Source organism: Pseudonocardia bannensis (assembly GCF_012911875.1).
Classification (GTDB): Bacteria; Actinomycetota; Actinomycetes; order Mycobacteriales; family Pseudonocardiaceae; genus Pseudonocardia; species Pseudonocardia bannensis.
This window is the reverse complement of sequence record NZ_JAAXKZ010000117.1, coordinates 1-18,612: the sequence shown is the minus strand read 5'-3', so window position 1 is coordinate 18,612 and position 18,612 is coordinate 1. Positions and strand designations below refer to the sequence as shown.

The 18,612-nt window shown below is 72.3% G+C and carries 21 protein-coding genes and 2 pseudogenes; 9 read left to right on the top strand and 14 right to left on the bottom strand.

The window, feature by feature from the left end:
• Positions 1–223: pseudogene (locus HF519_RS30595) on the bottom strand (hypothetical protein); the annotation flags it as partial.
• A gap of 277 nt (positions 224–500) precedes the next feature.
• Between HF519_RS30595 and HF519_RS30590 the strand changes: the two are divergent.
• Positions 501–878 carry a hypothetical protein gene (locus tag HF519_RS30590; RefSeq protein WP_211170489.1) on the top strand — a complete coding sequence of 126 codons (378 nt, stop codon included), beginning with the start codon at positions 501–503 and terminating at the stop codon, positions 876–878.
• 193 nt (positions 879–1,071) lie between these two features.
• Positions 1,072–1,215: a hypothetical protein gene (locus tag HF519_RS23870; protein WP_169415235.1), complete on the top strand. Its 144-nt coding sequence runs from the start codon at positions 1,072–1,074 to the stop codon at positions 1,213–1,215.
• Positions 1,216–1,396: 181 nt separating this feature from the next.
• Here the strand turns inward: HF519_RS23870 and HF519_RS23865 are convergent, their stop codons facing one another.
• On the bottom strand, positions 1,397–1,615 hold the full coding sequence (locus HF519_RS23865) for a PIN domain-containing protein (protein WP_169415234.1): 219 nt from the start codon (positions 1,613–1,615) through the stop codon (positions 1,397–1,399).
• A 562-nt stretch (positions 1,616–2,177) separates the two neighbouring features.
• On the opposite strand from HF519_RS23865, the gene HF519_RS23860 reads away from it, so the two are divergent.
• The 3 genes and pseudogenes from HF519_RS23860 to HF519_RS33365 form a co-directional block, all read left to right on the top strand.
• A complete protein-coding gene (locus HF519_RS23860) occupies positions 2,178–3,899 on the top strand; it encodes a flavin-containing monooxygenase (protein ID WP_169415233.1) in 1,722 nt (573 codons plus the stop codon).
• A 16-nt stretch (positions 3,900–3,915) separates the two neighbouring features.
• The gene (lipP1, locus tag HF519_RS23855; RefSeq protein WP_169415232.1) at positions 3,916–4,851 is read left to right on the top strand and encodes a LipP1 family hormone-sensitive lipase; all 936 of its coding nucleotides are present in this window, start codon (positions 3,916–3,918) and stop codon (positions 4,849–4,851) included.
• 176 nt (positions 4,852–5,027) lie between these two features.
• Positions 5,028–5,168, top strand: a pseudogene (locus HF519_RS33365) (TMEM175 family protein); the annotation flags it as partial.
• Positions 5,169–5,230: 62 nt separating this feature from the next.
• Here HF519_RS33365 and HF519_RS32535 read toward each other — a convergent pair.
• A complete protein-coding gene (locus tag HF519_RS32535; RefSeq protein WP_256438547.1) occupies positions 5,231–5,362 on the bottom strand; it encodes a hypothetical protein in 132 nt (43 codons plus the stop codon).
• A 28-nt stretch (positions 5,363–5,390) separates the two neighbouring features.
• Positions 5,391–5,588, bottom strand: coding sequence for a hypothetical protein (locus tag HF519_RS23845; RefSeq protein WP_211170488.1), 198 nt, complete (start codon positions 5,586–5,588; stop codon positions 5,391–5,393).
• A gap of 133 nt (positions 5,589–5,721) precedes the next feature.
• Here HF519_RS23845 and HF519_RS23840 point away from each other — a divergent pair, with 133 nt between their 5' ends.
• Positions 5,722–6,855, top strand: a complete 1,134-nt coding sequence (locus HF519_RS23840; protein ID WP_169415230.1) for a glutathione-independent formaldehyde dehydrogenase — start codon at positions 5,722–5,724, stop codon at positions 6,853–6,855.
• A gap of 198 nt (positions 6,856–7,053) precedes the next feature.
• Here HF519_RS23840 and HF519_RS23835 read toward each other — a convergent pair whose 3' ends face one another.
• From HF519_RS23835 to HF519_RS23825, 3 genes are all read right to left on the bottom strand, one after another.
• Positions 7,054–8,379, bottom strand: coding sequence for an NAD(P)/FAD-dependent oxidoreductase (locus tag HF519_RS23835; RefSeq protein WP_312860309.1), 1,326 nt, complete (start codon positions 8,377–8,379; stop codon positions 7,054–7,056).
• 553 nt (positions 8,380–8,932) lie between these two features.
• Positions 8,933–9,781 carry a cytochrome c oxidase assembly protein gene (locus HF519_RS23830; RefSeq protein WP_169415229.1) on the bottom strand — a complete coding sequence of 283 codons (849 nt, stop codon included), beginning with the start codon at positions 9,779–9,781 and terminating at the stop codon, positions 8,933–8,935.
• Positions 9,778–10,314 carry a DUF2243 domain-containing protein gene (locus HF519_RS23825; protein WP_246245026.1) on the bottom strand — a complete coding sequence of 179 codons (537 nt, stop codon included), beginning with the start codon at positions 10,312–10,314 and terminating at the stop codon, positions 9,778–9,780. Before HF519_RS23825 ends, HF519_RS23830 begins: the two co-directional genes overlap by 4 nt.
• Between HF519_RS23825 and HF519_RS23820 the strand changes: the two genes are divergently transcribed.
• Positions 10,292–10,606 carry a YegP family protein gene (locus HF519_RS23820; protein WP_169415228.1) on the top strand — a complete coding sequence of 105 codons (315 nt, stop codon included), beginning with the start codon at positions 10,292–10,294 and terminating at the stop codon, positions 10,604–10,606. The two genes, HF519_RS23825 and HF519_RS23820, sit on opposite strands and share 23 nt — an antisense overlap.
• Before the next feature lie 265 nt (positions 10,607–10,871).
• Here the strand turns inward: HF519_RS23820 and HF519_RS23815 are convergent, their stop codons facing one another.
• Both HF519_RS23815 and HF519_RS23810 read right to left on the bottom strand, forming a co-directional pair.
• Complete coding sequence (locus tag HF519_RS23815; RefSeq protein WP_169415227.1) at positions 10,872–11,285, bottom strand: type II toxin-antitoxin system VapC family toxin; 414 nt, start codon at positions 11,283–11,285, stop codon at positions 10,872–10,874.
• The gene (locus tag HF519_RS23810; RefSeq protein WP_211170485.1) at positions 11,282–11,518 is read right to left on the bottom strand and encodes a type II toxin-antitoxin system Phd/YefM family antitoxin; all 237 of its coding nucleotides are present in this window, start codon (positions 11,516–11,518) and stop codon (positions 11,282–11,284) included. The genes HF519_RS23815 and HF519_RS23810 overlap by 4 nt, the downstream gene beginning before the upstream one ends.
• A gap of 333 nt (positions 11,519–11,851) precedes the next feature.
• On the opposite strand from HF519_RS23810, the gene HF519_RS23805 reads away from it, so the two are divergent.
• Positions 11,852–12,142, top strand: coding sequence for a hypothetical protein (locus HF519_RS23805; protein ID WP_169415226.1), 291 nt, complete (start codon positions 11,852–11,854; stop codon positions 12,140–12,142).
• A gap of 97 nt (positions 12,143–12,239) precedes the next feature.
• Here the strand turns inward: HF519_RS23805 and HF519_RS23800 are convergent, their stop codons facing one another.
• The 4 genes from HF519_RS23800 to HF519_RS23785 are packed head-to-tail and all read right to left on the bottom strand — an operon-like array spanning position 12,240 to position 17,073.
• Positions 12,240–14,081, bottom strand: coding sequence for a TIM barrel protein (locus HF519_RS23800; RefSeq protein ID WP_169415225.1), 1,842 nt, complete (start codon positions 14,079–14,081; stop codon positions 12,240–12,242).
• A gap of 8 nt (positions 14,082–14,089) precedes the next feature.
• The gene (locus tag HF519_RS23795) at positions 14,090–14,908 is read right to left on the bottom strand and encodes an ABC transporter ATP-binding protein (protein WP_169415224.1); all 819 of its coding nucleotides are present in this window, start codon (positions 14,906–14,908) and stop codon (positions 14,090–14,092) included.
• Positions 14,901–15,962, bottom strand: coding sequence for a FecCD family ABC transporter permease (locus tag HF519_RS23790; RefSeq protein ID WP_169415223.1), 1,062 nt, complete (start codon positions 15,960–15,962; stop codon positions 14,901–14,903). The genes HF519_RS23795 and HF519_RS23790 overlap by 8 nt, the downstream gene beginning before the upstream one ends.
• Complete coding sequence (locus HF519_RS23785) at positions 15,943–17,073, bottom strand: ABC transporter substrate-binding protein (RefSeq protein ID WP_169415222.1); 1,131 nt, start codon at positions 17,071–17,073, stop codon at positions 15,943–15,945. Before HF519_RS23785 ends, HF519_RS23790 begins: the two co-directional genes overlap by 20 nt.
• Positions 17,074–17,597: 524 nt before the next feature.
• Between HF519_RS23785 and HF519_RS23780 the strand changes: the two genes are divergently transcribed.
• Positions 17,598–17,870, top strand: coding sequence for a hypothetical protein (locus HF519_RS23780; protein WP_169415221.1), 273 nt, complete (start codon positions 17,598–17,600; stop codon positions 17,868–17,870).
• Between the two features lie 86 nt (positions 17,871–17,956).
• Here HF519_RS23780 and HF519_RS23775 read toward each other — a convergent pair.
• Positions 17,957–18,612 (bottom strand): SLAC1 family transporter (locus tag HF519_RS23775; RefSeq protein ID WP_169415220.1); only part of this gene is annotated, 656 nt, incomplete at its 5' end.

Genomic DNA, 18,612 nt, shown 5'->3' with positions numbered 1-18,612 from the left:
CACCCAGCCCGGCAAGCGCCTGCCCCTCACCTGCCCCGACACCCGCTACCGAACCCGGCGCACCATGCCCCGGCCCGACACCCCCGGCCGCGTCACCGTCGGCTGCGCCCGCGGCCTCCGTGCCCCCTTCGGCCACCGCACCACCGTCGGCCGGGCCGGCACCCGCAACCCCGACGACCACCGCGACCGGGCAGCACTTCGGGACGGTCGGAACAGCGGTCATAGAACTCGGGCAGGAACAAACCGCTACCGGCCACAATTTCACGCCCGGAACCCTGGTGAAAGTGAGCCTCGAACCCGCCGGAATCGACCTTGGAACCCACGTAGCCGGCCCCGATGGGACCGTCGCCCTCCGCTTCGCCACCACACTCCTGACACCCGGAACCCACACCGTCAGATGGACCCCCGTCCCATCCTCGGAGCGGGCGGTGTGGCGCAGGGTGCCGCCGCCATAGCGGGTGCGGCGGCCCCCGCTCCGCGATGTCCGATGCGGATTGGCCGTGTACGCGGGGTGCACCGACACCCTGGGCCTGGCCTCGGACCCGATCTGCGACCGCTCGGCCCGGTCCGCCACGGTGGACGTCGAGGTCGAGGACGACGTGCCGGAGTCCTATGAGGAGCATCAGGTGGCCGACGTGCTGTGCATGGAACTGGTCGCGATGAGCGCCGACGACGAGCGCTTCGACGCGAAGACCACCGTCCTCATCGAGAAACGTGGCCCACCACATCGACGAGGCGGCGTTCTGAGACAACCGCTCCGGCGTCCTGCGTGCGGGAGCCGCCGCCGCGGATCCCAGCCTGGTTCGGCCACGACGTGCCCGGCGCCCACCTGCTCGAGTCCGACCTCGAACGCGACACGCCGCACCTGCCCACGGTGATCAGCCGCACGCGCGCCACCGCCTTCCTCACCGGCACCCGTTCGGCCGGTGCGCCCACCGCGACGCTCGGCACCGTCCTCTCCGTGATCGACACAGACGACGATGCGTCCAGGGCGTGCTGTCGACCTGACTTCAACCCTCGAGTTATCTATAGTGATAACTATAGATTTACTGACTTGTAGGGGGAGAAGAGATGGTCGATGTGATGCAGATGCCAGCTCGAAGCACCGGCGTTGAGCCCGGAGGGCAGGTCGAGCCGTTCACAGCCCAGCCGCTCGATGTACAGCGGGTGCTCGACGCGCTCTACGGCGACGATGAGGACGACGACGATGCGTGACGCCGCCGTCCATGCCAGGCCCTGGGGCCGACGATGAGCTGGCCCGCGCCGATAACGCAGCCCAGGAGCAGCTGACCGATCAGAACCGGGTGATCTGGACTGATCGGTGGAACGCGCCGACCCACGCCCCGAAGGGGCCTACCCGCCCGGGCCGGCCGCGGGCCCCGGCGAGCCCGGGCGGTCAGCGAATGATCCGCACCGCGATGCCGAAGTCGAGGTCGACCCAGGCGTTGTCCGCGGTGACCGTGGTCAGCGCCAGGCCGGCGGCCGGCGCCAGGCAGCATCGACAGCCAGGGGCGGACCGGCCGCGCGGGTGCACGCCCAGCTTCGTGGCGGTGACCGCGTCGGCTTCGTCGCGCAGCCAGGCCGGCACCGTGGCGGCGTCCAGAACGGCGGTCACCGCTGGTCCTCGCGGGCTGCTTCCGCGCGCGGCGCCCGGCGATCAGCTCGGTCACGACCGACCCTTCGCCGGTCCCGGCCGCCGTGACGTCCCGGCGGATGCGGTCGGCGAGCTGCTCGCGGGTTTCGCTCACCGCGCGCCCGGCCTCCACGTACACCCCAGCGGCACCCCGGCCTCGATCCCCGCTGCCCGCCGGATCTGCGCCGGGACCCTCACCCCACCGGTGCGTCCGCCGTGGGTCCGATCATCGCGTTCCCGTCGGTGAGGACGGTTGCCCGGACACCATCGCCACCCGCCGGCGGGCAGCCGCGGGCCGGACCGGTGGGCAGGTGCGGCCTTGACACTCGGTCGTGTCCTAGATCACACTCCGCCACACCACCCGGCGGGACCGGTCACTCACCCGATGGCCGTGACTCGACGCAGCTGACCTCGACGATCAGTGGAGTGCCGTTGAGAACCTGCCTGGAACAGCACGCTCCGCCGGAGCGGACCACGTCTTCCCCTGCCGGCAGACCCTGCCGCAGGTAGTACGCGACCAGGAGAGCCAACCGGAAGGAGAGGCATGTCCAGCGCGCAGCAGAACCCTGCAGCCACCGGCGCCGAACCGGGCACCGAGTTCGACGCGGTCCTCGTGGGGGCCGGGTTCTCGGGGCTGTACATGCTCCATCGCCTGCGCGACGCGCTCGGACTCTCGGTGCGGGTCTTCGAAGCGGCGGACGACGTCGGCGGCACCTGGTACTGGAACCGCTACCCCGGCGCGCGGTGCGATTCGGAGAGCTACTTCTACAGCTTCTCCGACCGCTTGTCCGAGGACCTGCTCCAGGAGTGGAACTGGAGCGAGCGCTTCGCCGCCCAGCCGGAGATCCTGCGGTACCTGCAGCACGTCGCCGACCGGTTCGACCTCCGGCGCGACATCCGGTTCGGCACCCGGGTCACCGCCGCGGACTACGACGAGGCGACCAACCGTTGGGTGATCAGCACCGACGACGGCGGCTGGGTCACGGCGAAGTTCCTCATCACGGCCGTCGGCTGCCTGTCCGCGGTCAACACGCCCAACTTCGAGGGGCGTGACAGCTTCCGGGGCGAGCAGTACCACACCGCGCTCTGGCCCCACGAAGGAGTCGACTTCACCGGCAAGCGCGTCGCGGTGATCGGCACCGGGGCCACCGCGGTCCAGGCCATCCCGGAGATCGCCGAGCAGGCGGCCCACGTGTACGTGCTGCAGCGCACCCCGAACTACGACATCGCAGGGGGCAACGGGCCGCTGACCGAGGAGTACGTGCGCGAGACCAAGGCCAAGTACAAGGACATCTGGCAGCGGACGCGGGAGACGAGCTTCGGCTTCCCCTACGACGCTCCGGACCGCGCCGCGCTCTCCGTGTCGGAGGAGGAGCGACAGCGCATCTACGAGACGGCGTGGGCGCAGGGCGGCTTCCGCATCGGCCTGACCTTCAACGACCTCCTGATCGACCCGCAGGCCAACGAGACGGCCTCCGAGTTCGTCCGCGACCAGATCCGCGCGCGGGTGCGCGACCCGGAGGTCGCCGAACTCCTCGCGCCGAAGGACCACCCCTTCTTCACGAAGCGGCCGCCCCTCGAGAACGGCTACTACGAGACGTTCAACCGGGACAACGTGACGCTGGTCGACGTGCGGCGCTCACCGATCGAGGAGATCACCCCGACGGGTGTGCGGACGAGGGACGGGGAGTACGAGGTCGACGCCATCGTGTTCGCGACCGGGTTCGACGCCATGACCGGCACGCTCTTCAAGATGGGCATCTCCGGACGGGGCGGCGTCACCCTGCAGGAGAAGTGGGACCAGGGGCCGCGGACCTACCTCGGCGTCGCGACCCACGGCTTCCCGAACATGTTCATGATCACCGGACCGCAGAGCCCGTCGGTGCTGAGCAACATGCCGGTCTCCATCGAGCAGCACGCCGACTGGATCGCCGACTGCATCAAGTACATGCACGAGCACAAGCTCGACAAGATCGAGCCGCTGCCCGAGGCCGAGGACGACTGGGTCGAGCACCACAATGCGGTGACCCAGGCGACGCTGCTGCCGATGGCGAACTCGTGGTGGGTCGGCGCGAACATCCCGGGGAAGCCGCGCAACCTCTACCCGTACGTCGGCGGCGTCGGGAACTACCGGAAGATCTGCGAGGAGGTCGCGGCACACGGCTACGACGGGTTCGGGATGGCCAAGTACGGGAAGTCGTCGGTGACCGGGACGCGTCCGGCCAGTCGCTTCCCGGTCAAGACCGCGCGCGCAGTGATCGGCTGAGGAGATCGGAAACGCCATGCCACTTCACCCGGAGGCCCAGCAGCTGCTCGCCGCGCTCGACGCGGCCGGCCTGCCGCCGTTCGAGCACACGACCGTTCCACAGGCGCGCGAGGCCGCCAAGGGCTTCATCGACCTGCAGGGCGAGCCCGAGGAGATCGCCACCGAGGACCGGACGGTCCCCGGGCCCGCGGGCGACATCCCCGTCCGCATCTACACCCCCGATGGCGACGGCCCGAAGCCCGTGATCATGTACTTCCACGGCGGCGGCTGGGTGATCGGCGACCTCGACGTCTGCGACAACCCGGTCCGCCGGATCGCCAACCGGACCGGCGCGGTCGTCGTCTCGGTCGACTACCGGCTCGCACCCGAGCACGTCTACCCGGCGGCCTTCGACGACTGCTACGCCGCGACCGAGTGGGTCGCCGAGCACGCCGCTGAGCTGGGCGGTGACCCCGCGCGCGTCGCGACCTGCGGTGACAGCGCCGGAGGGAACCTCGCCGCCGCCGTCGCGCTCGCCGCCCGCGACCGGCAGGGCCCGCGCCTCGCCGCGCAGCTGCTGATCTACCCGGTGACGAACTTCGATTTCACAACCCGGTCCTACGAGCAGAACGGCGAGGGGTACCTGCTCACCAAGGGCTCCATGGTGTGGTTCTGGGCCCACTACCTCGGTGCGCAGGACCTCGGCAAGGACGTGTTCGCGTGCCCGGCCCGCGCCGACGACCTCGTCGGCCTGCCCCCGGCCTTCGTCGCCACCGCCGAGTTCGACCCCCTGCGTGACGAGGGCGAGGCGTACGCCGCCAACCTGCGCGCCGCGGGCGTCGATGTCACCGCGAAGCGCTACGACGGCATGTTGCACGGCTTCGCGTGGACCCTCGGTGCCACGCCCAGCGGCGCTGTGCTGATCGACGATCTCGCCACCGCCTTCCGCGGCGCTGTAGGCGGAGTCCGGTAACCGGGCGCCGCCGCCCGCGGCGGTGGCGAGCCTGGAACGGCGACAGCTCCCTCCTGAGAGGAGGGGGCTGTCGCCGTCGGTGGTGGCGGTTCGCGTGGGCCGCACCAATCTCCGCGGCCGACACCGGTCGTCCGGATTGAACAGCGGTTGGACCACGCGACCCTCCCGAGGTCGTCGCGTTCAGCGATGCGGTCATCGCCATCGCCGTCACTCTGCTTGTCCTCGAGATCCCCGCGGGACCGCCACGCTCGCCACCACGGCCGCACCCACCTTCGACCCCGCGAGCCAGGATCAGCCACCCGTCTTCACCCCCGTAGGGCCAGGCCTGGTTCCCCTCGCGCGACCACGATGCAGGGTGTCCCCGACGAGCGCGCGGGACTCAGACAGTCGGCAGCGGGCTCGTCGCGTCGGTCGTGACCGCGCCGCCTTCCGCTGACGCGAGGTTGGAGGTCGATGTGCACGCGACCGCCTCGAGGCTGGTCACCGCGATCCCCGTGAGCAGCCCGGACACCCGCGCAGAGGACGACCGGCGCAACAGATCACGTGGCCGATCCGGGCTCGGGAGTGGTGTTCCGGACGGGGGCGTACTCCCACCATGCCAAGGGCAGCCAGTCACCGTTGACGAACGCATCGACCGTCGCCCCCTGACCTCGGACGACCACCTGGGTCCCGGCAGGGTAGGTGGTTCCGGACAGCCCGGGCACGGGGACGAGCAAGGTCCCAAGGCGCTGTGCCACGTTACGTCCTCCTCCGGCGGCTCGAACGGTCGGTGCGGCCATGCCCCACTCACCTTACCGACGGCTGCTGCTGGCCAACGCCGTCGTTTCTGCCGCACCTCAGAGAATTGATCACCGATCGGAGGCAGTCGCAGTGAAAGCAGTGGTGTACAAGGAGCCGTTCAAGGTCGCTGTGGAAGAGGTCCCCGACCCGCAGCTGCAGCACCCGAACGATGTCATCGTGCGGATCACGTCCACCGCCATCTGCGGGTCCGATCTGCACATGTACGAAGGCCGCACGGCGGCCGAGCCCGGGATCGTTTTCGGGCACGAGAACATGGGGATCGTCGAGCAGGTCGGCGACGGCGTCGTCTCGATCAACGCCGGCGACCGCGTGGTGATGCCTTTCAACGTGGCCTGCGGGTTCTGCAAGAACTGCGTGGCGGGCTACACGGGCTTCTGCTTGACGGTGAACCCCGGCTTCGCCGGTGGCGCGTACGGTTACGTCGCGATGGGACCGTACCCCGGTGGTCAGGCCGAGCGCCTGCGTGTGCCCTTCGCGGACTTCAACTGCCTGAAACTGCCCTCGGGGAACGAGCACGAGCTCGACTTCGTGCTGCTGGCCGACATCTTCCCGACCGGGTACCACGGCTGCGAGCTCGCCCAGGTGTCCCCGGGCGAGAGCGTTGCCGTCTACGGCGCCGGTCCGGTCGGTCTCATGGCGGCCTACTCCGCCCTGCTGCGCGGCGCCTCGAAGGTCTTCGTGGTCGACCGCATCCCCGAGCGCCTGCAGAAGGCCGAGGAGATCGGCGCGATCCCGATCGACTTCACCGAGCGCAACCCCGTCGAACAGATCAACGACCAGACGGGCGGCGAGGGCGCGGACAAGGGCGTGGATGCCGTCGGGTACCAGGCGCAGGCGGGGCGCGAGAGTCGCGAGGAACCCGCCGTCGTGCTGAACTCGCTCATCGACACCGTGCGGGCGACCGGCGCCCACGGGGTGCCGGGCCTGTACGTCCCCGCCGATCCGGGCGCCCCCGACGAGAACGCCAAGCGCGGCATGCTCCTCGTCTCCATCGGGAGGATGTTCGAGAGGGGGCACCGCATGGGCACGGGGCAGTGCAACGTGAAACGGTACAACAGGCAGCTCCGTGACCTCATCATCGAGGGCAGGGCGACGCCGAGCTTCGTCGTCTCCCACGAACTCCCCCTCGACCAGGCACCGATGGCCTACGAGAAGTTCGACAAGCGGGTCGACGGCTACACCAAGGTCGTCCTGCACCCGTAGAGGTACCGGACAGGCAGAGGACACACGAGTACGGGCAGGTCGACCGCCGCGGTCACCCGCATCCGCCCCGAGGTGCGCGCGTTCCGCGAAGCATCCGGGCGGCGCACGTAGCGACGGTCGTCCTGCCCCTCCTCCATCCCCAGCGTGCTGTCTCCCCACAGGGTCGGGCGGGCCTCGGCATGTCCCGACTCCCGGCCGTCAGGCGATCCGATCCGCATCGCCGAGCCGGACGGCGGTCTCGGAGACCAGGCCGAACTGGACGAGCGGGCGCTCAGCCCACACATCCACCAACCAGTCCATAGCGACGCGGGACCGCCCGGCCGGCAGCGCCACCAGGTGGTAGCCGCGGGTGATGGCCTTCGCGACCACACCGGTGACAGGAACGTGGAACGGGTCGGCGACGGCCTGGAAGCCACCGAGGTCGACCACGAACCCTCGGTCCTCGTACTGGTAGGGCCGGGACTGCCCGTGGCCCAGGGAGGCGGCGATGTTGTTCCCGGCCAGCCGGCCCTGGCGCTGGGCGTGCTGGGCGGTCATGGTGGTGATCTCCCCGGGTCGGCCCGGATCGGGCACGGCGGCCACGTCGCCCGCGGCGTACACACCGGCGTGGCCGGGCACCGCGAGATGCTCGTCGACGGCGACGCGCCCCTCCCGGGTCGGCAGACCGACAGCCTCCACGAGTGGGTCGGGGCGCACACCCACGCACCAGACGACCGTCCTGGTCGGGATCTCCGTGCCGTCGCTGAGGCGGGCGCAGGTAGGCGTGACCTCGGTGACCGTGGTCTGCAGCCGCACCTCCACGCCCCGGCGGCGCAGAACCCGCAACGCCGGCCCGGACAGGGCCGGGTTGAGGCCCGGGAGCACCCGAGGGGCGAGATCGAGCAGCATCCACCGCACCTCGTCAGGCCGCAGCCGGGGGAAATGGCGCAGCCCTTCCCGGGTGAGCAACACCCCCTGCCCGACGACCTCGGTCCCGGTGTAGCCGGCGCCCACGACGACGAATGTGGTCCGCGCCGCCCTTTCCGCCGGATCGTCGGCCTGCTCGGCCAGCTCCAGCTGCCGCAGCACGTGGTCGCGCAAGTAGACGGCCTCCGCGATCGACTTGAAGCCCTTGGCATGGTCGGCGACGCCGGGGACGGACAGCAGCCGGGTGACCGCACCGCACGCGAACACCAACCGGTCCCACGGCAACGTCCGCGGCCGTTTCTCGATGTCGAGCACGGTGTACGTCCGCGCCTGGAGATCGACCGCCGCGGCGTTGCCGAGCACGACCCGGGTCCGCGGTAGCCGGGTTCGCAGCGGAACGGCAACGTGACGCGGCTCCAGGATCGCGGCCGCGACTTCGGGGAGCAGCGGCACGTACAGCATGTGGTCGGCCGGATTCACCGCCACGAGCTCCGCCGCGTCCGGCGGCAGCCGGCTCTCCAGGGTGCGCAGGCAGTAGTAGCCCGCGAAACCCGTGCCCACCACCACGATCCGCGGGCGACGCCCTGCGGTCTCGACCGACACACCGCCAGCAGCCACGATCTCACGCTCCAATGACAGGCTCAGCGACCCGTGCGCCACAGCGATCGCGCCACGCGCGGGCCGATGCAGGGTCGACGCCCGCAGGCGGCCGGTCGACGCGGGCCTCCGGGGCTGTGGCTCGGCTGCCCGGCGGCTCCTCCGCCGGAGGGTGTGCCGCGCGCACGGGAACGTCGAGCTGCGCCCGGTCGAGCCACGCCTCGACCTGCTGCAGGACGAGCGCGATCGTTCCGATCACCTGCGGCACAGCGAGCGCCACCCACATCCGCCCCTCCCGGTACGGCCTCCACCCCGGCCCCTGGCGGCGACACTCGGCGTCGCAGAAGGATCGGGTGACGACCGTGGACGCAACACTGCGCCGTCGCGCCGGTCGCCGTTGTGTCCCCCGCCCGACCAGCTTGCCCGCGCGCCGCCGCCGCGTCGTCAGCCCCGCGGGCTCAGCGGGGTCGGCCCGCCCTGTGCTGTGGGACGGATGCGCCCCGCGCAGGTGCCGCCGGTCAGCGGTGGTCATGCTGCTCGACCTGACCGCGAACCGACACGTGCCGGGTGTCAGTCAGTTCTCAGTGAACCGGCGTGCCGGAGATACATCAGGGGGAGGAGCAGCCGGCACGGTGGACCCTGCTGTGGGAGACCGCCCGGGTCGGCGCCGCCAGGTCGCGACCAGCGCGAAAGCCAGGAGGAGCTCCGCGATGTCCCCGCCGTAGTACATCAGTGCAGCGCCCCCGCGCCGTTGGTCCGGGGGCACCGGGATCTGGACGAATGCTCCGGCGTACATGAGCTGGGACAAGGTGGCGTGCACGGCGATGGCCACGCCGAGCACCACGAGGCGGGCAGGCACGGATGGCCGCCGCGGCGCCGGATCGGGGCCGGCGATCACCCAGGCGAACAGACAGCCGGCGGCGAGGAAGTGCAGGTGCACCAGGTGGTGCAGCACCGAGCTGCCGATGGTGGCGGCATAGAGCGGGGTGAGGTACAGCACCGCCAGGCCCCCGAGGCTGAGGACCGCGGCCGCCACGGGGTTGGCGACGAGGTGGACGGCGCGGCTGCGCAGCACGCGCCCGATGAACCTGCCACCGCGCGGCGGGACCGACCGCAACACCAGCGTGATCGGGGCGGCGAGGACCAGGGCGAGCGGGCCGAGCATCCCGATGAGCAGATGCTGGAGCACGTGTCCGCGGAAATCCTCAGCGAGATCCGGCAGCAGGTGCAGGGCCGAGGCGAGGGCCAGCAGGGTGCAGCCGGAGAGGAAGCTCGCGGTGCGCCAGGAGCTCCAGCCGCGCCCGTCGTCTCGTCGCCGGGCGGCCAGAACCACGTAGCCCGCGGCGAGAACGACGAGCACGAGCGATGGGGCCAGCGCGGCGGTCCCGTCGCCGTGACCGTGCGCGACGTGGGCGACGGTCATCGCGGTGAGGGCGAGGCGACCCGCTCCGCGCAGAGGTCGACCGGTCTCCCGCTGCGCTGCAGCAGCCATCCGCCGACGACGAGGACCGCGCCCAGGGCCAGGAACCCCAGATCCCACCACAGCTGGTTGGGGCCGTGGCGCACGTGGTGGATGCCGAAGACGTGGTGGCAGATGATCCCCTCGACGAGGTTGAACAGGCCCCAGCCGACGAGGACCCAGCCCCACAACGCCCGCGAGCTCCAGAGGCGCCCGCGGGAAGAGGTGACCCGGGCGTAGAGCAGGCCGAGCCCGATCAACACGCACAGCCAGGTGACGGTGTGGAACAGCCCGTCCCCCACGGTGTTCATCTGCAGGCTCGGCACGGTGTCCGGCGGGTCGACGCTGGAGAACATGTGGTGCCACTGCAGGAGCTGGTGCAGCAGGATCCCGTCGACGAAGCCGCCCAGACCCGCCCCGAGGACGGTCGCCGGAACCGCGATCCCCCCGGAACGCCCGGCGGCCCGGCCGGTCATGGTGGACGAGCCGTTCGCCATCACACCTCCAGTCGTGGACCGCGGGATCGGCTCGGGTATCCGTGACCCGGCAGCCAAAACGTCTCGGGCGCCTTCATGCCCATCACCACCGACATGGCGGGCTCGGCCGCTGCAGGCCCCTCATCTGCCCGTTCGTCCGGCCGGGCGGCTTCGGCCGAAGGCCGGCAACGGTCAGGTCGTCGCGTCCGGTGAGGCCTACGAGACGAAGGCCGCCGCGTTGACGGGCTGCGAGGCGGTGCAGCGGGCTGCGGACGCGCGACGATCGAAGACGGAACCAATGCCCTGCATGTGATCGTCGTCGGGCCCCGTCGTAGCGCCCTGGCGGCGAAGCTTCCCTCGCGGCCCTCAGCACGGGGAAGCCGTCTGGCCGGCGTCAGTCTCGCGGGCGTTTGCCGAACGCCGCATCGCTCCCGTCGGGGACGAACCGCTGCCGAGCGCCGGCCTCACCCATCCCCGAAGAAGAGCCGGCTGCGGATTCCCCGACCGTCCTCATCGGGCGCTGCCACGTGCAGTTCCGAGAGCTGCGTCGTGAACGGCAGCAGCGCCGGTCGAACGGATCACTCAGGAACGGGGACGGGGACGACCGTCAGCCCGTCGATGCCCGCAAAGTCATCCGGGTTGCTGGTGTGCACGGGCAAGCCGCGGGCGAGCGCTACCGCGGCGATCATCGCGTCGTACGCGCGCGCCTGGGGCTTGCGCCCGCTCCGTCCCAGCGCGGCGGCCACCCTCCCGAATGCCCGCGCCGCCGCGGCGTCGAAGGGCAGCGGGTCGAAGTCCGCCTCGGCCTGCTGCAGGACCGCCTGCCGGTTGGCGCGCTCCCGTTCCGAGGTGGCCACCAGTGGGCCCACCGACAGCTCCGCGAGGGTGATGGTCGAGATCAGTGGCACGTCGGGCAGTGCCCTCGCATCGGTCAGGCGCGGGAGGTTGATCACCGTGCTGGTGTCCAGGAGTCCCGCCACCGGAGCGGTCACAGCGACGGGTCCAGCGCCGCGTCCACGTCTGCGCGAAAGGCCTGTGCATCCACCGCCGGAACCGAGCGCCACCGCGCCAGCAGCGTGCTCGCCGTGATCCGAGGACGTGGCAGCGGCCGCAGCTCCCCGACCGGCACCCCGGAGCGGGTCACGGTCAATGTCTCACCATGCTCGACCCGGTCCATCACCTCCCCGCCATGGTTGCGGAGATCGCGGATCGTGACCTCGTCCATGACGGGACTGTATCACGCGTGAGACGCCAGCCGGCCGTCGCCGCTCGCTGCTGCCACAGGTCTCGTTATCGGACTCGAGCGGCGGCTGATCGCAGCCATCGGGCCGGTCGGTTCGGCTCGGACCGCCCGGTGCGCACAGGGAGACGTTTCGCCTGGATTGGAACCTGCGAGCAGCGGTTATTCCCTGTCCGAACCGGTCGGCCCCCAGTCGCCAGGGCGCTGCGACGGTCGGCCGGTGCGGACGAGGAGGCCGACCATGTGGCGACCCGGGTCGCGGGGGATCGTCGGCTTTCCGCGGAGCCCGAGATGAGGGCGCTCCGGGTCCTCGGGGCCGTGCTGATCTGGTTCGTCGCCACGATCCTTCTCCTCCTCGCGCTCGTCCTTTCCGTGACGGTCCTGCTTCTGCCCGTGGGCCTGCTACTGGGTCTGGCTGCGCTCCGCTTGTACCGAGTGGGCCTCGGACTGCTCCTGCCGCGGCCGCGCGAGGTCAGGAAGGGCGTGCGCAAGCAGGTCCGCCGATGGCGCAGGAAGGGGCCGGTGCGTGAGCTGGACCGGTCGGCGAGAACCGTCCGGAGGCAGGCGCGCGAAGCGGGCCGCACGGTGCGGCGCCGGCTGCACCGGTGATCGTCACGGCGTGCGTGGGCGGGCGCCCCGCCCCGGGCGGTGGTCCGGGCCAGGCGGGCCCAGCCGTCGGGCGCCGCGATCCCGTCCTCGTCGCGGCTCACACGGTCACCCGGCGGCCGGCGCGTTCGAGGACTTCGAGGGCATAGCGCTCGACCTGACCGGCGGTGCCGTCGCAGCCGATCAGCACCGGGAGGGTGCCGGTGTGGGCCACCACCGCCTCGTACCGCTCGGAGCCGTCGAGGCCCTGTGCCGTCGCCCGGAACCGGATGCGTGGGCCGTCCACGTCGAGGGTGTCCAGATCGAACCGGCGTCCGACCCAGCTCCATCCCTCCCGGCGGAACAGCTCCTTTTCCAGGACCTGCTCGGGCCGATGCCGCAGGCAGCCCCAGCCGCGGTACATGTCCAGGACGTCCTCCACCGGCCCGGTGCGATCGACCAGGGCATCCATCCGCTCGACGGACACGTTGCCCCAGTACCGGCCCTCGGGCAGGTCGATCACGCTGGGGGCGAACCGGTGTCCGCCGAAGCTGCTCACCCGCCACACCCGGACCGGGCCGCCGGACCCGTGCCGGGCCCGCAGCTGCCGGTAGAGGGGGTAGCCGAACGTGCCGCAGCACGCATCGACCGAGGCGTGGGTGCACACGATCAGGTCCCGCACCACCTCGTCGACCCGGGCGCCGGCGAACCGCTCCAGCGGCGCGGGTCCCGGGGCGAACAGGGCGTCGATCAGCGCCGGCGCGTCGCCGTCGGGGACGTGGTACTCGGAGCGGGTCAGCCCGGCCGTGGGCCCGGGCGGGCGGTCGAACCGCAGGACCCGGGTGTGGCCCGGGCGGGAGTACTCCTCGTCCGGGGCCAGCGCCATGGTCTTCATCTCGTACCCGAGGTCCTGGGTCCGCCGGGTCGCGGCGCGCAGCGCGGCCCGCAGCGGCTCCGGTACCCGCTCGGTCTCCCAGACCGGGGTCCCCATCCCGGGCGGCCAGGGCAGCGGGAGCTCGACGAGCAGGAACCGGTCGAAGTACCTCGCCGTCCCGACGAGCTCCTCGTCGCCCGCGCGCGCGATCCGGGAGCAGGATCGCCGGGCGAAGCGGCTCGCCGGCCGCTGCGGGGCGGGCCGGCCCTCGGCGGCTGCGCACAGGACCTCCCGTGCCCGGGCCGCTTCGGAGTCGAGGGCCTCCACGGTGCCGAGCCGGGTCACGCTCTCCACCGCGCTGGGGCCGGCGAAGCCGTGCTCGCGCAACGTCCGGTACAGCCCGGTGAAGTCGACGATCCCGTCGCCCGGGGTGATCGCCGGCGGCATCGCGCCCGTCGTCGCGCCACGGCCGACGCCGCGGCCCGGATGGTCCCGGGCCCCGACCGCGACGATCCACGGGGCCACCTCGGCCAGTCCCCGGGCGGACGGCTCGCCGCCGTAGTGCACGAGGTTGCCCGGGTCCCAGCAGATCCGGTACGCCTCGTGGTCCACCCGGTGCACCACGGCGAGCAGGTCCGCGGCCGTGCGGGTGAGACCACCGTGGGGCTTCACCGCGATCGTCACGCCGTGCTCGGCGGCGTGCGGGGCGCCGGCCCGCATCAGCCGCAGGTAGCGCTCGTAGGCGGCCGGTTCCGTACAGCTCATGTCGACCAGCACCGGCACGCCGAGCCGGGCGCAGTGCTCGATCTGGCGACGCAGCGCGGCGAGCGCCTCGGCGTCGGAGCGGTCCAGGGCCGCGGAGTGGCTCAGCACCGACAGCGTCAGGCCGTGGCCGGCGATCTGATCGCCCACCTCGGCCGCCGCAGCCGCGGGGGTGTCGGGCGTGATCACCTCGGTGACCCCGTGCACGGGCAGCGCGACCGCGTCGAATCCCGCGGCGCGGATGCCGCGCAGGGCACGGTCCAGGGGGAACTGCGCCCACGGCCGGACGGTGCACGCGACCTGAGAAAGCGGGGGCAGCGGGGACATGGCGGTCCTCATCTGTGTCGGGCGCCGCCGGTGTCGACCGGGGGCCGACTTCCGGGGACGGGGCGGTTGGACGATCCGGGCTCCGGCGGCTCGTGCCGGGTGACGATCACCGTGCGGGCGAGGCCGCCGTCGTCGAAGGCGAGGGTGCGGGCCCGCACCCCGTACAGCGCCCCCACCGCGTCCTCGGTGAGCAGGTCGGGCGCGGGCCCGACGCGCACGTCGTCCGCGGAGAACATCAGCATCGCGGTGTCGGCGATCTCCACGGCGTGGTCGGGATGGTGGGTGGTCAGCAGGACCGCCATCCCGTCGTCGGCGAGGCCGCGGAGCAGGTGCAGCACCCGGCCCTGGTTGCGCAGGTCCAGCGCCGAGGCCGGTTCGTCCAGCACCAGTACCCGACCGTCGGCGGCGATCGCCCGGGCGATGAGAACGAGCTGGCGCTCGCCGCCGCTGAGGGTGGGGTAGTCGCGTTCGGCGAGATGGATGAGCCCGACCCGGTCGAGGGCGGCCAGCGCGATCCGCCGATCGTGGCGCCCGGGCGAGGCGAAGGGCCTCAGGTGCCGGGCCCGTCCCATCAGCACCATGTCGAGGACGCGGAAGGCGAACGTCGTCTGGTGGCTCTGCGGGACGAACCCGATCGGCCCGTGGCTGCGCACCCGGCCCCGGGTGGGAGCGGTCAGCCCGACGATGCAGCGCAGCAGTGTGGTCTTGCCCCGCCCGTTCGGGCCGAGCACCGTCGTGATCTCCCCGGCGCGCAGGCGGTGCCGGACCCCGCGGAACAGCCAGTCGCCGCCGGGGTGGGCGAATCCGAGGTCCTCGAGCTCAAGCATCGGCCCACATCCGGCGGCGGCTGCGGCGCAGCAGAAGCAGGAAGACCGGCGCCCCGATCACCGCGGTGAGCACCCCGAGGGGGATCTCGGCGGCCCCGATGGTGCGGGTCAGCGTGTCGATCACGGTGAGGTAGGCGGCGCCGATCAGCACCGTCACCGGCAGCAGCACCCGGTGGTCGGGCCCGACCCACAGCCGGGCCAGGTGCGGCACCACCAGCCCGACCCAGCCGATCACGCCGCTGACCGCGACGGCCCCGGCGACGACGGCGGCCACGGTGGTCAGCAGCAGCCAGCGTGTCGGCCCTGGGCGGAGCCCGAGCGTCGCGGCGTCCTCGTCGCCGAGGGACAGCACGTTGATCCGCCACCGCAGCGCCAGGATGAGCACCACCCCGGCCACGGCGGGCACCCCGGCGACGGCGACCTTGGCGTAGGTGGCGGTGGCCAGGCTGCCCAGCAGCCAGAACACGATCGACTGCAGTTCGTCGTAGGGGTCGGCCAGATAGGTCAGCAACGACACCAGCGCGGTGAAGAAGGCGCCGACGACGATGCCGGACAGCACGATCATCAGCGGCGGCGCCGTCCCGCCCACCCGGCTCACCAGGTACACCGCGACCAGCGCGAGCAGGCCGAACGCGAACGCGCCGGTGACCAGCGCGGCGTAGCCCAGCCCCAGGATGATCGCGAGCGCCCCGCCGAACGACGCACCGGAGGAGACCCCGAGGATCTGCGGGCTCACGATGGGGTTGCGGAAGACCGCCTGCAGGACGGCGCCGCACACGGCGAGGCCCGCGCCCACGACCATGCTGAGCAGCACCCGGGGCAATCGGACCTGCAGGACCGTGGTGGCCTCGGTGCCGGTCCAGGTCGGCGGCAGCGGCAGCAACTGCCCGAGCAGGATCGCGAGCACCCGGTCGAACGGCACCGTGTAGCGCCCGACCGCCAGCGCCGCGACGGCCACCACGACGACGCCGACCGGCAGCACGACCAGCGCCCAGCTCCGCCGGGAGCCCGTCGCGTCGGCGGCGGTCGCCGGCTCACCGACCGAAGTTCGCATACCCGGCCGATCCGGCGTTGGGCACGGTCTGCAGGATCGTGTCGAGCTGAGCCTCGGTCGGCCCGCGGCCGTAGAGGAACTCGTACTCGGCGACGACCTCGGCGCGCAGGCCCGGCGCCCCGGTCCCGTGCACCAGGCCGGCGAGCCAGCGCCACATCAGTGGCGACTCCTGGCTCGGCGGATCCCACCGGTACCCGCCCACCGGGACCTTGTAGACGCGCCGCTCGCGCACCGCGCGGACACCGGCCAGCGCGGGGTTCGCGTAGAGGGTCGCCGGGGTGGCGGCGTCGAACGTGCCGACCAGGATGATGTCGGGATCCCAGGCCAGGATCCGCTCGAGGTCCACCTCGGCCTGCTCGGCCGGGATGTCCGCGGCGGGGTTCACCCCTCCGGCCAGGTCGATGACGAAGTGGTTGTAGGACGCCCCGCCGCCCACGGTGAGGCTGCGTTCGGCCGTGCGCAGGTAGAGCACCTTCGGCCGGGCGGCAGCGAGGCCGGGCGTCTGCGTGCGCACCGCCCGCAGCCGTTCCCGCATGCCGGTGACCATCCGCTCGGCCCGGTCCTGCCTGCCGAGCAACCGGCCGTACAGCAGGGCGGCACCCTCGAGGTCCTCCTGGGTGCCGTAGGTCAGCTGGGCGACCCGCAGCCCGGCGTTGCGCAGCGGCTCGATGATGCCGCTGCTCCGGTTGCCCCACTGGATCACCACGTCCGGCGAGAGCCGCAGGATGCTCTCGATGCTGGGGGCGAAGTCGCTGCCCGCCACGTCGCTCGGCAGCGCGAGAAGTTGCGGGTGGACCGCACCGAGGTAGCTGCTGCGCATGGCGGCGAGCGACGCGGCGTTCATCCCGACCAGGACGTCGGGGCCGCCGTGGACCGCGACGACCATCGAGGCGGCGGGCAGCGGGATCGTCACGACCCGGCGCGCGGGGCCGTCCAGCGTGAGCGTCTGTCCGGCCAGGTCGGTCACGGTGAGCGCCGCGGTGTCCGGTGCCGGGGCGGCCGGGGCACACGCGGCCAGGGCCGGAAGGGCCGTCACGGCCAGCGCCCCGCGGAGCACCGAACGTCGGGACACCCCGGATGGTGGGCGCAGCTGCCGGCCCATCGGTCTCATGTGATCTCCCACCCTGCCGGCCCGCTTCCGTGATCCACGGATGTAATCAAAGACCTGAACAGATGTGCAAGAGTTGACAGGTAGGTGAGCGGTACCTAACGGCGGTCCGGACGGCACGGCCTAGGGAGCGGTCAGCGCCACCCGCGGACCCGCTTGCCACCCACCTGGACAACGGGGCGGCAGCGGCCATGATGATCGCCATGGCCAGAGCGCGCCGGAGCCGGTGACCGATGTGACCGTGGCCGACTGGATCGCGCCTCGGCTCGGGCCGTTCGGTGGCTCGGTGGGGTCGGTCGCTCCCCGCGGGTACGCCGCGTACGCGCGGATCCTGCACCCGGTGCCCGACGACCCCGACCACGACCGTCCGGCGGCGCGCTGGGCGGAGGTGTGTGAGGCGACGGGCCGGCGACCGCACGCGCTGATGCAGTGGGCACGCGATCGCCGGGGTCGTCGAGACACAGGTCCGGACGCGCACCGGCACCGCGCTGACCAAGACGATGCTCTGGCCGGGCGCGGAGCCGGAGGTGGGCACTCTCCAACCGGACGCGCTGCGCATCCTGTGCGGCGTGCTGGCCCGGCACACCGCGCCCGACCAGGGGTGCTTCTTCGCGCTGTGGGAGGGCTGGGGGTGGATCCACGGCAGCCCGTCCGTCGCCGTCATCAACTTCGATGGCAGCAGCAGCGAGCCGGTGCCGCCGGCGTTTCCCCCGGAGGTCCTCGCCGAGCCCGGGCTCGAGGCCTGGCCGGTGGACCCCGTGGACTCCCTCGCGTACGACGGGGACACCGTCAACGTCTGATCGCCCCGTCCGGCCTCGTCGCGCAGGGCGGCGCGGGTGCCGCTACCGCACCGGGAAGCATCGCTCGCGCTGCGCGGGGGCTGTGATCAGCAACGTCGGGCCGGTGGCGTCATCCGGCGGGCGGCGCCGGCCGCCACCGCGATCCACGCTGCGAGAGCCGGCCACACCAGCACCTCGCCCAACGGCCGTAACCAGCCCACGCCGGTAGCGGAGGCGGTGGTCATGCAGGCGAGGGCGGTCATGCCCAGCGGGAACACCGTCGACCAGCGGCGCGCGTCGTAGACCGGCCGCGGCCAGCGCAGCTCGGAAGCGGCCAGCACCGCATACCAGGCCAGCGCCAGCCCGAGCACGATCAGATCCGCCGAGCGCACCGCCTCGTGCAGGCCGGGCCACCAGCCCAGCACTCCCGACGACGACGTCGCCGTCACCAGGGTCGCGCCGGCCAGCGCGGAGATCGCCAGCGCCCCACCGGCCACCCACTGGTCACCCGCCCCGCGGCGAAGCTGGCCCAGCTCGAACCGGGCGAGCACGAAACCGTAGAGGACCAGCCCGAGGACGAACACCGCCAGCCCCGGCACGCAGATCCATCCCACCCGCCCGGGCGGCGCCGACGTGCCGGCGAGGACGACGACGCCCTGGGTCGCCACACAGACCAGGAAACCGGCACCGACCGCCGGGAGGCGCCAGTGCCGCAGCACCCGTGGAAGCAGCAGCAGCCAGCCCGCCAGCGCCACCACCAGCA

Coding starts and splice junctions, on each gene's coding strand:
- HF519_RS23785 (WP_169415222.1), bottom strand. CDS start 17,073: ATGAGACCGATGGGCCGGCAGCTGCGCCCACCATCCGGGGTGTCCCGA.
- HF519_RS23795 (WP_169415224.1), bottom strand. CDS start 14,908: ATGCTTGAGCTCGAGGACCTCGGATTCGCCCACCCCGGCGGCGACTGG.
- HF519_RS23825 (WP_246245026.1), bottom strand. CDS start 10,314: ATGGCGAACGGCTCGTCCACCATGACCGGCCGGGCCGCCGGGCGTTCC.
- lipP1 (WP_169415232.1), top strand. CDS start 3,916: ATGCCACTTCACCCGGAGGCCCAGCAGCTGCTCGCCGCGCTCGACGCG.
- HF519_RS23810 (WP_211170485.1), bottom strand. CDS start 11,518: ATGGACGAGGTCACGATCCGCGATCTCCGCAACCATGGCGGGGAGGTG.
- HF519_RS23870 (WP_169415235.1), top strand. CDS start 1,072: ATGGTCGATGTGATGCAGATGCCAGCTCGAAGCACCGGCGTTGAGCCC.
- HF519_RS23800 (WP_169415225.1), bottom strand. CDS start 14,081: ATGTCCCCGCTGCCCCCGCTTTCTCAGGTCGCGTGCACCGTCCGGCCG.
- HF519_RS23830 (WP_169415229.1), bottom strand. CDS start 9,781: ATGACCGTCGCCCACGTCGCGCACGGTCACGGCGACGGGACCGCCGCG.
- HF519_RS23860 (WP_169415233.1), top strand. CDS start 2,178: ATGTCCAGCGCGCAGCAGAACCCTGCAGCCACCGGCGCCGAACCGGGC.
- HF519_RS23790 (WP_169415223.1), bottom strand. CDS start 15,962: ATGCGAACTTCGGTCGGTGAGCCGGCGACCGCCGCCGACGCGACGGGC.
- HF519_RS23820 (WP_169415228.1), top strand. CDS start 10,292: ATGGTGGACGAGCCGTTCGCCATCACACCTCCAGTCGTGGACCGCGGG.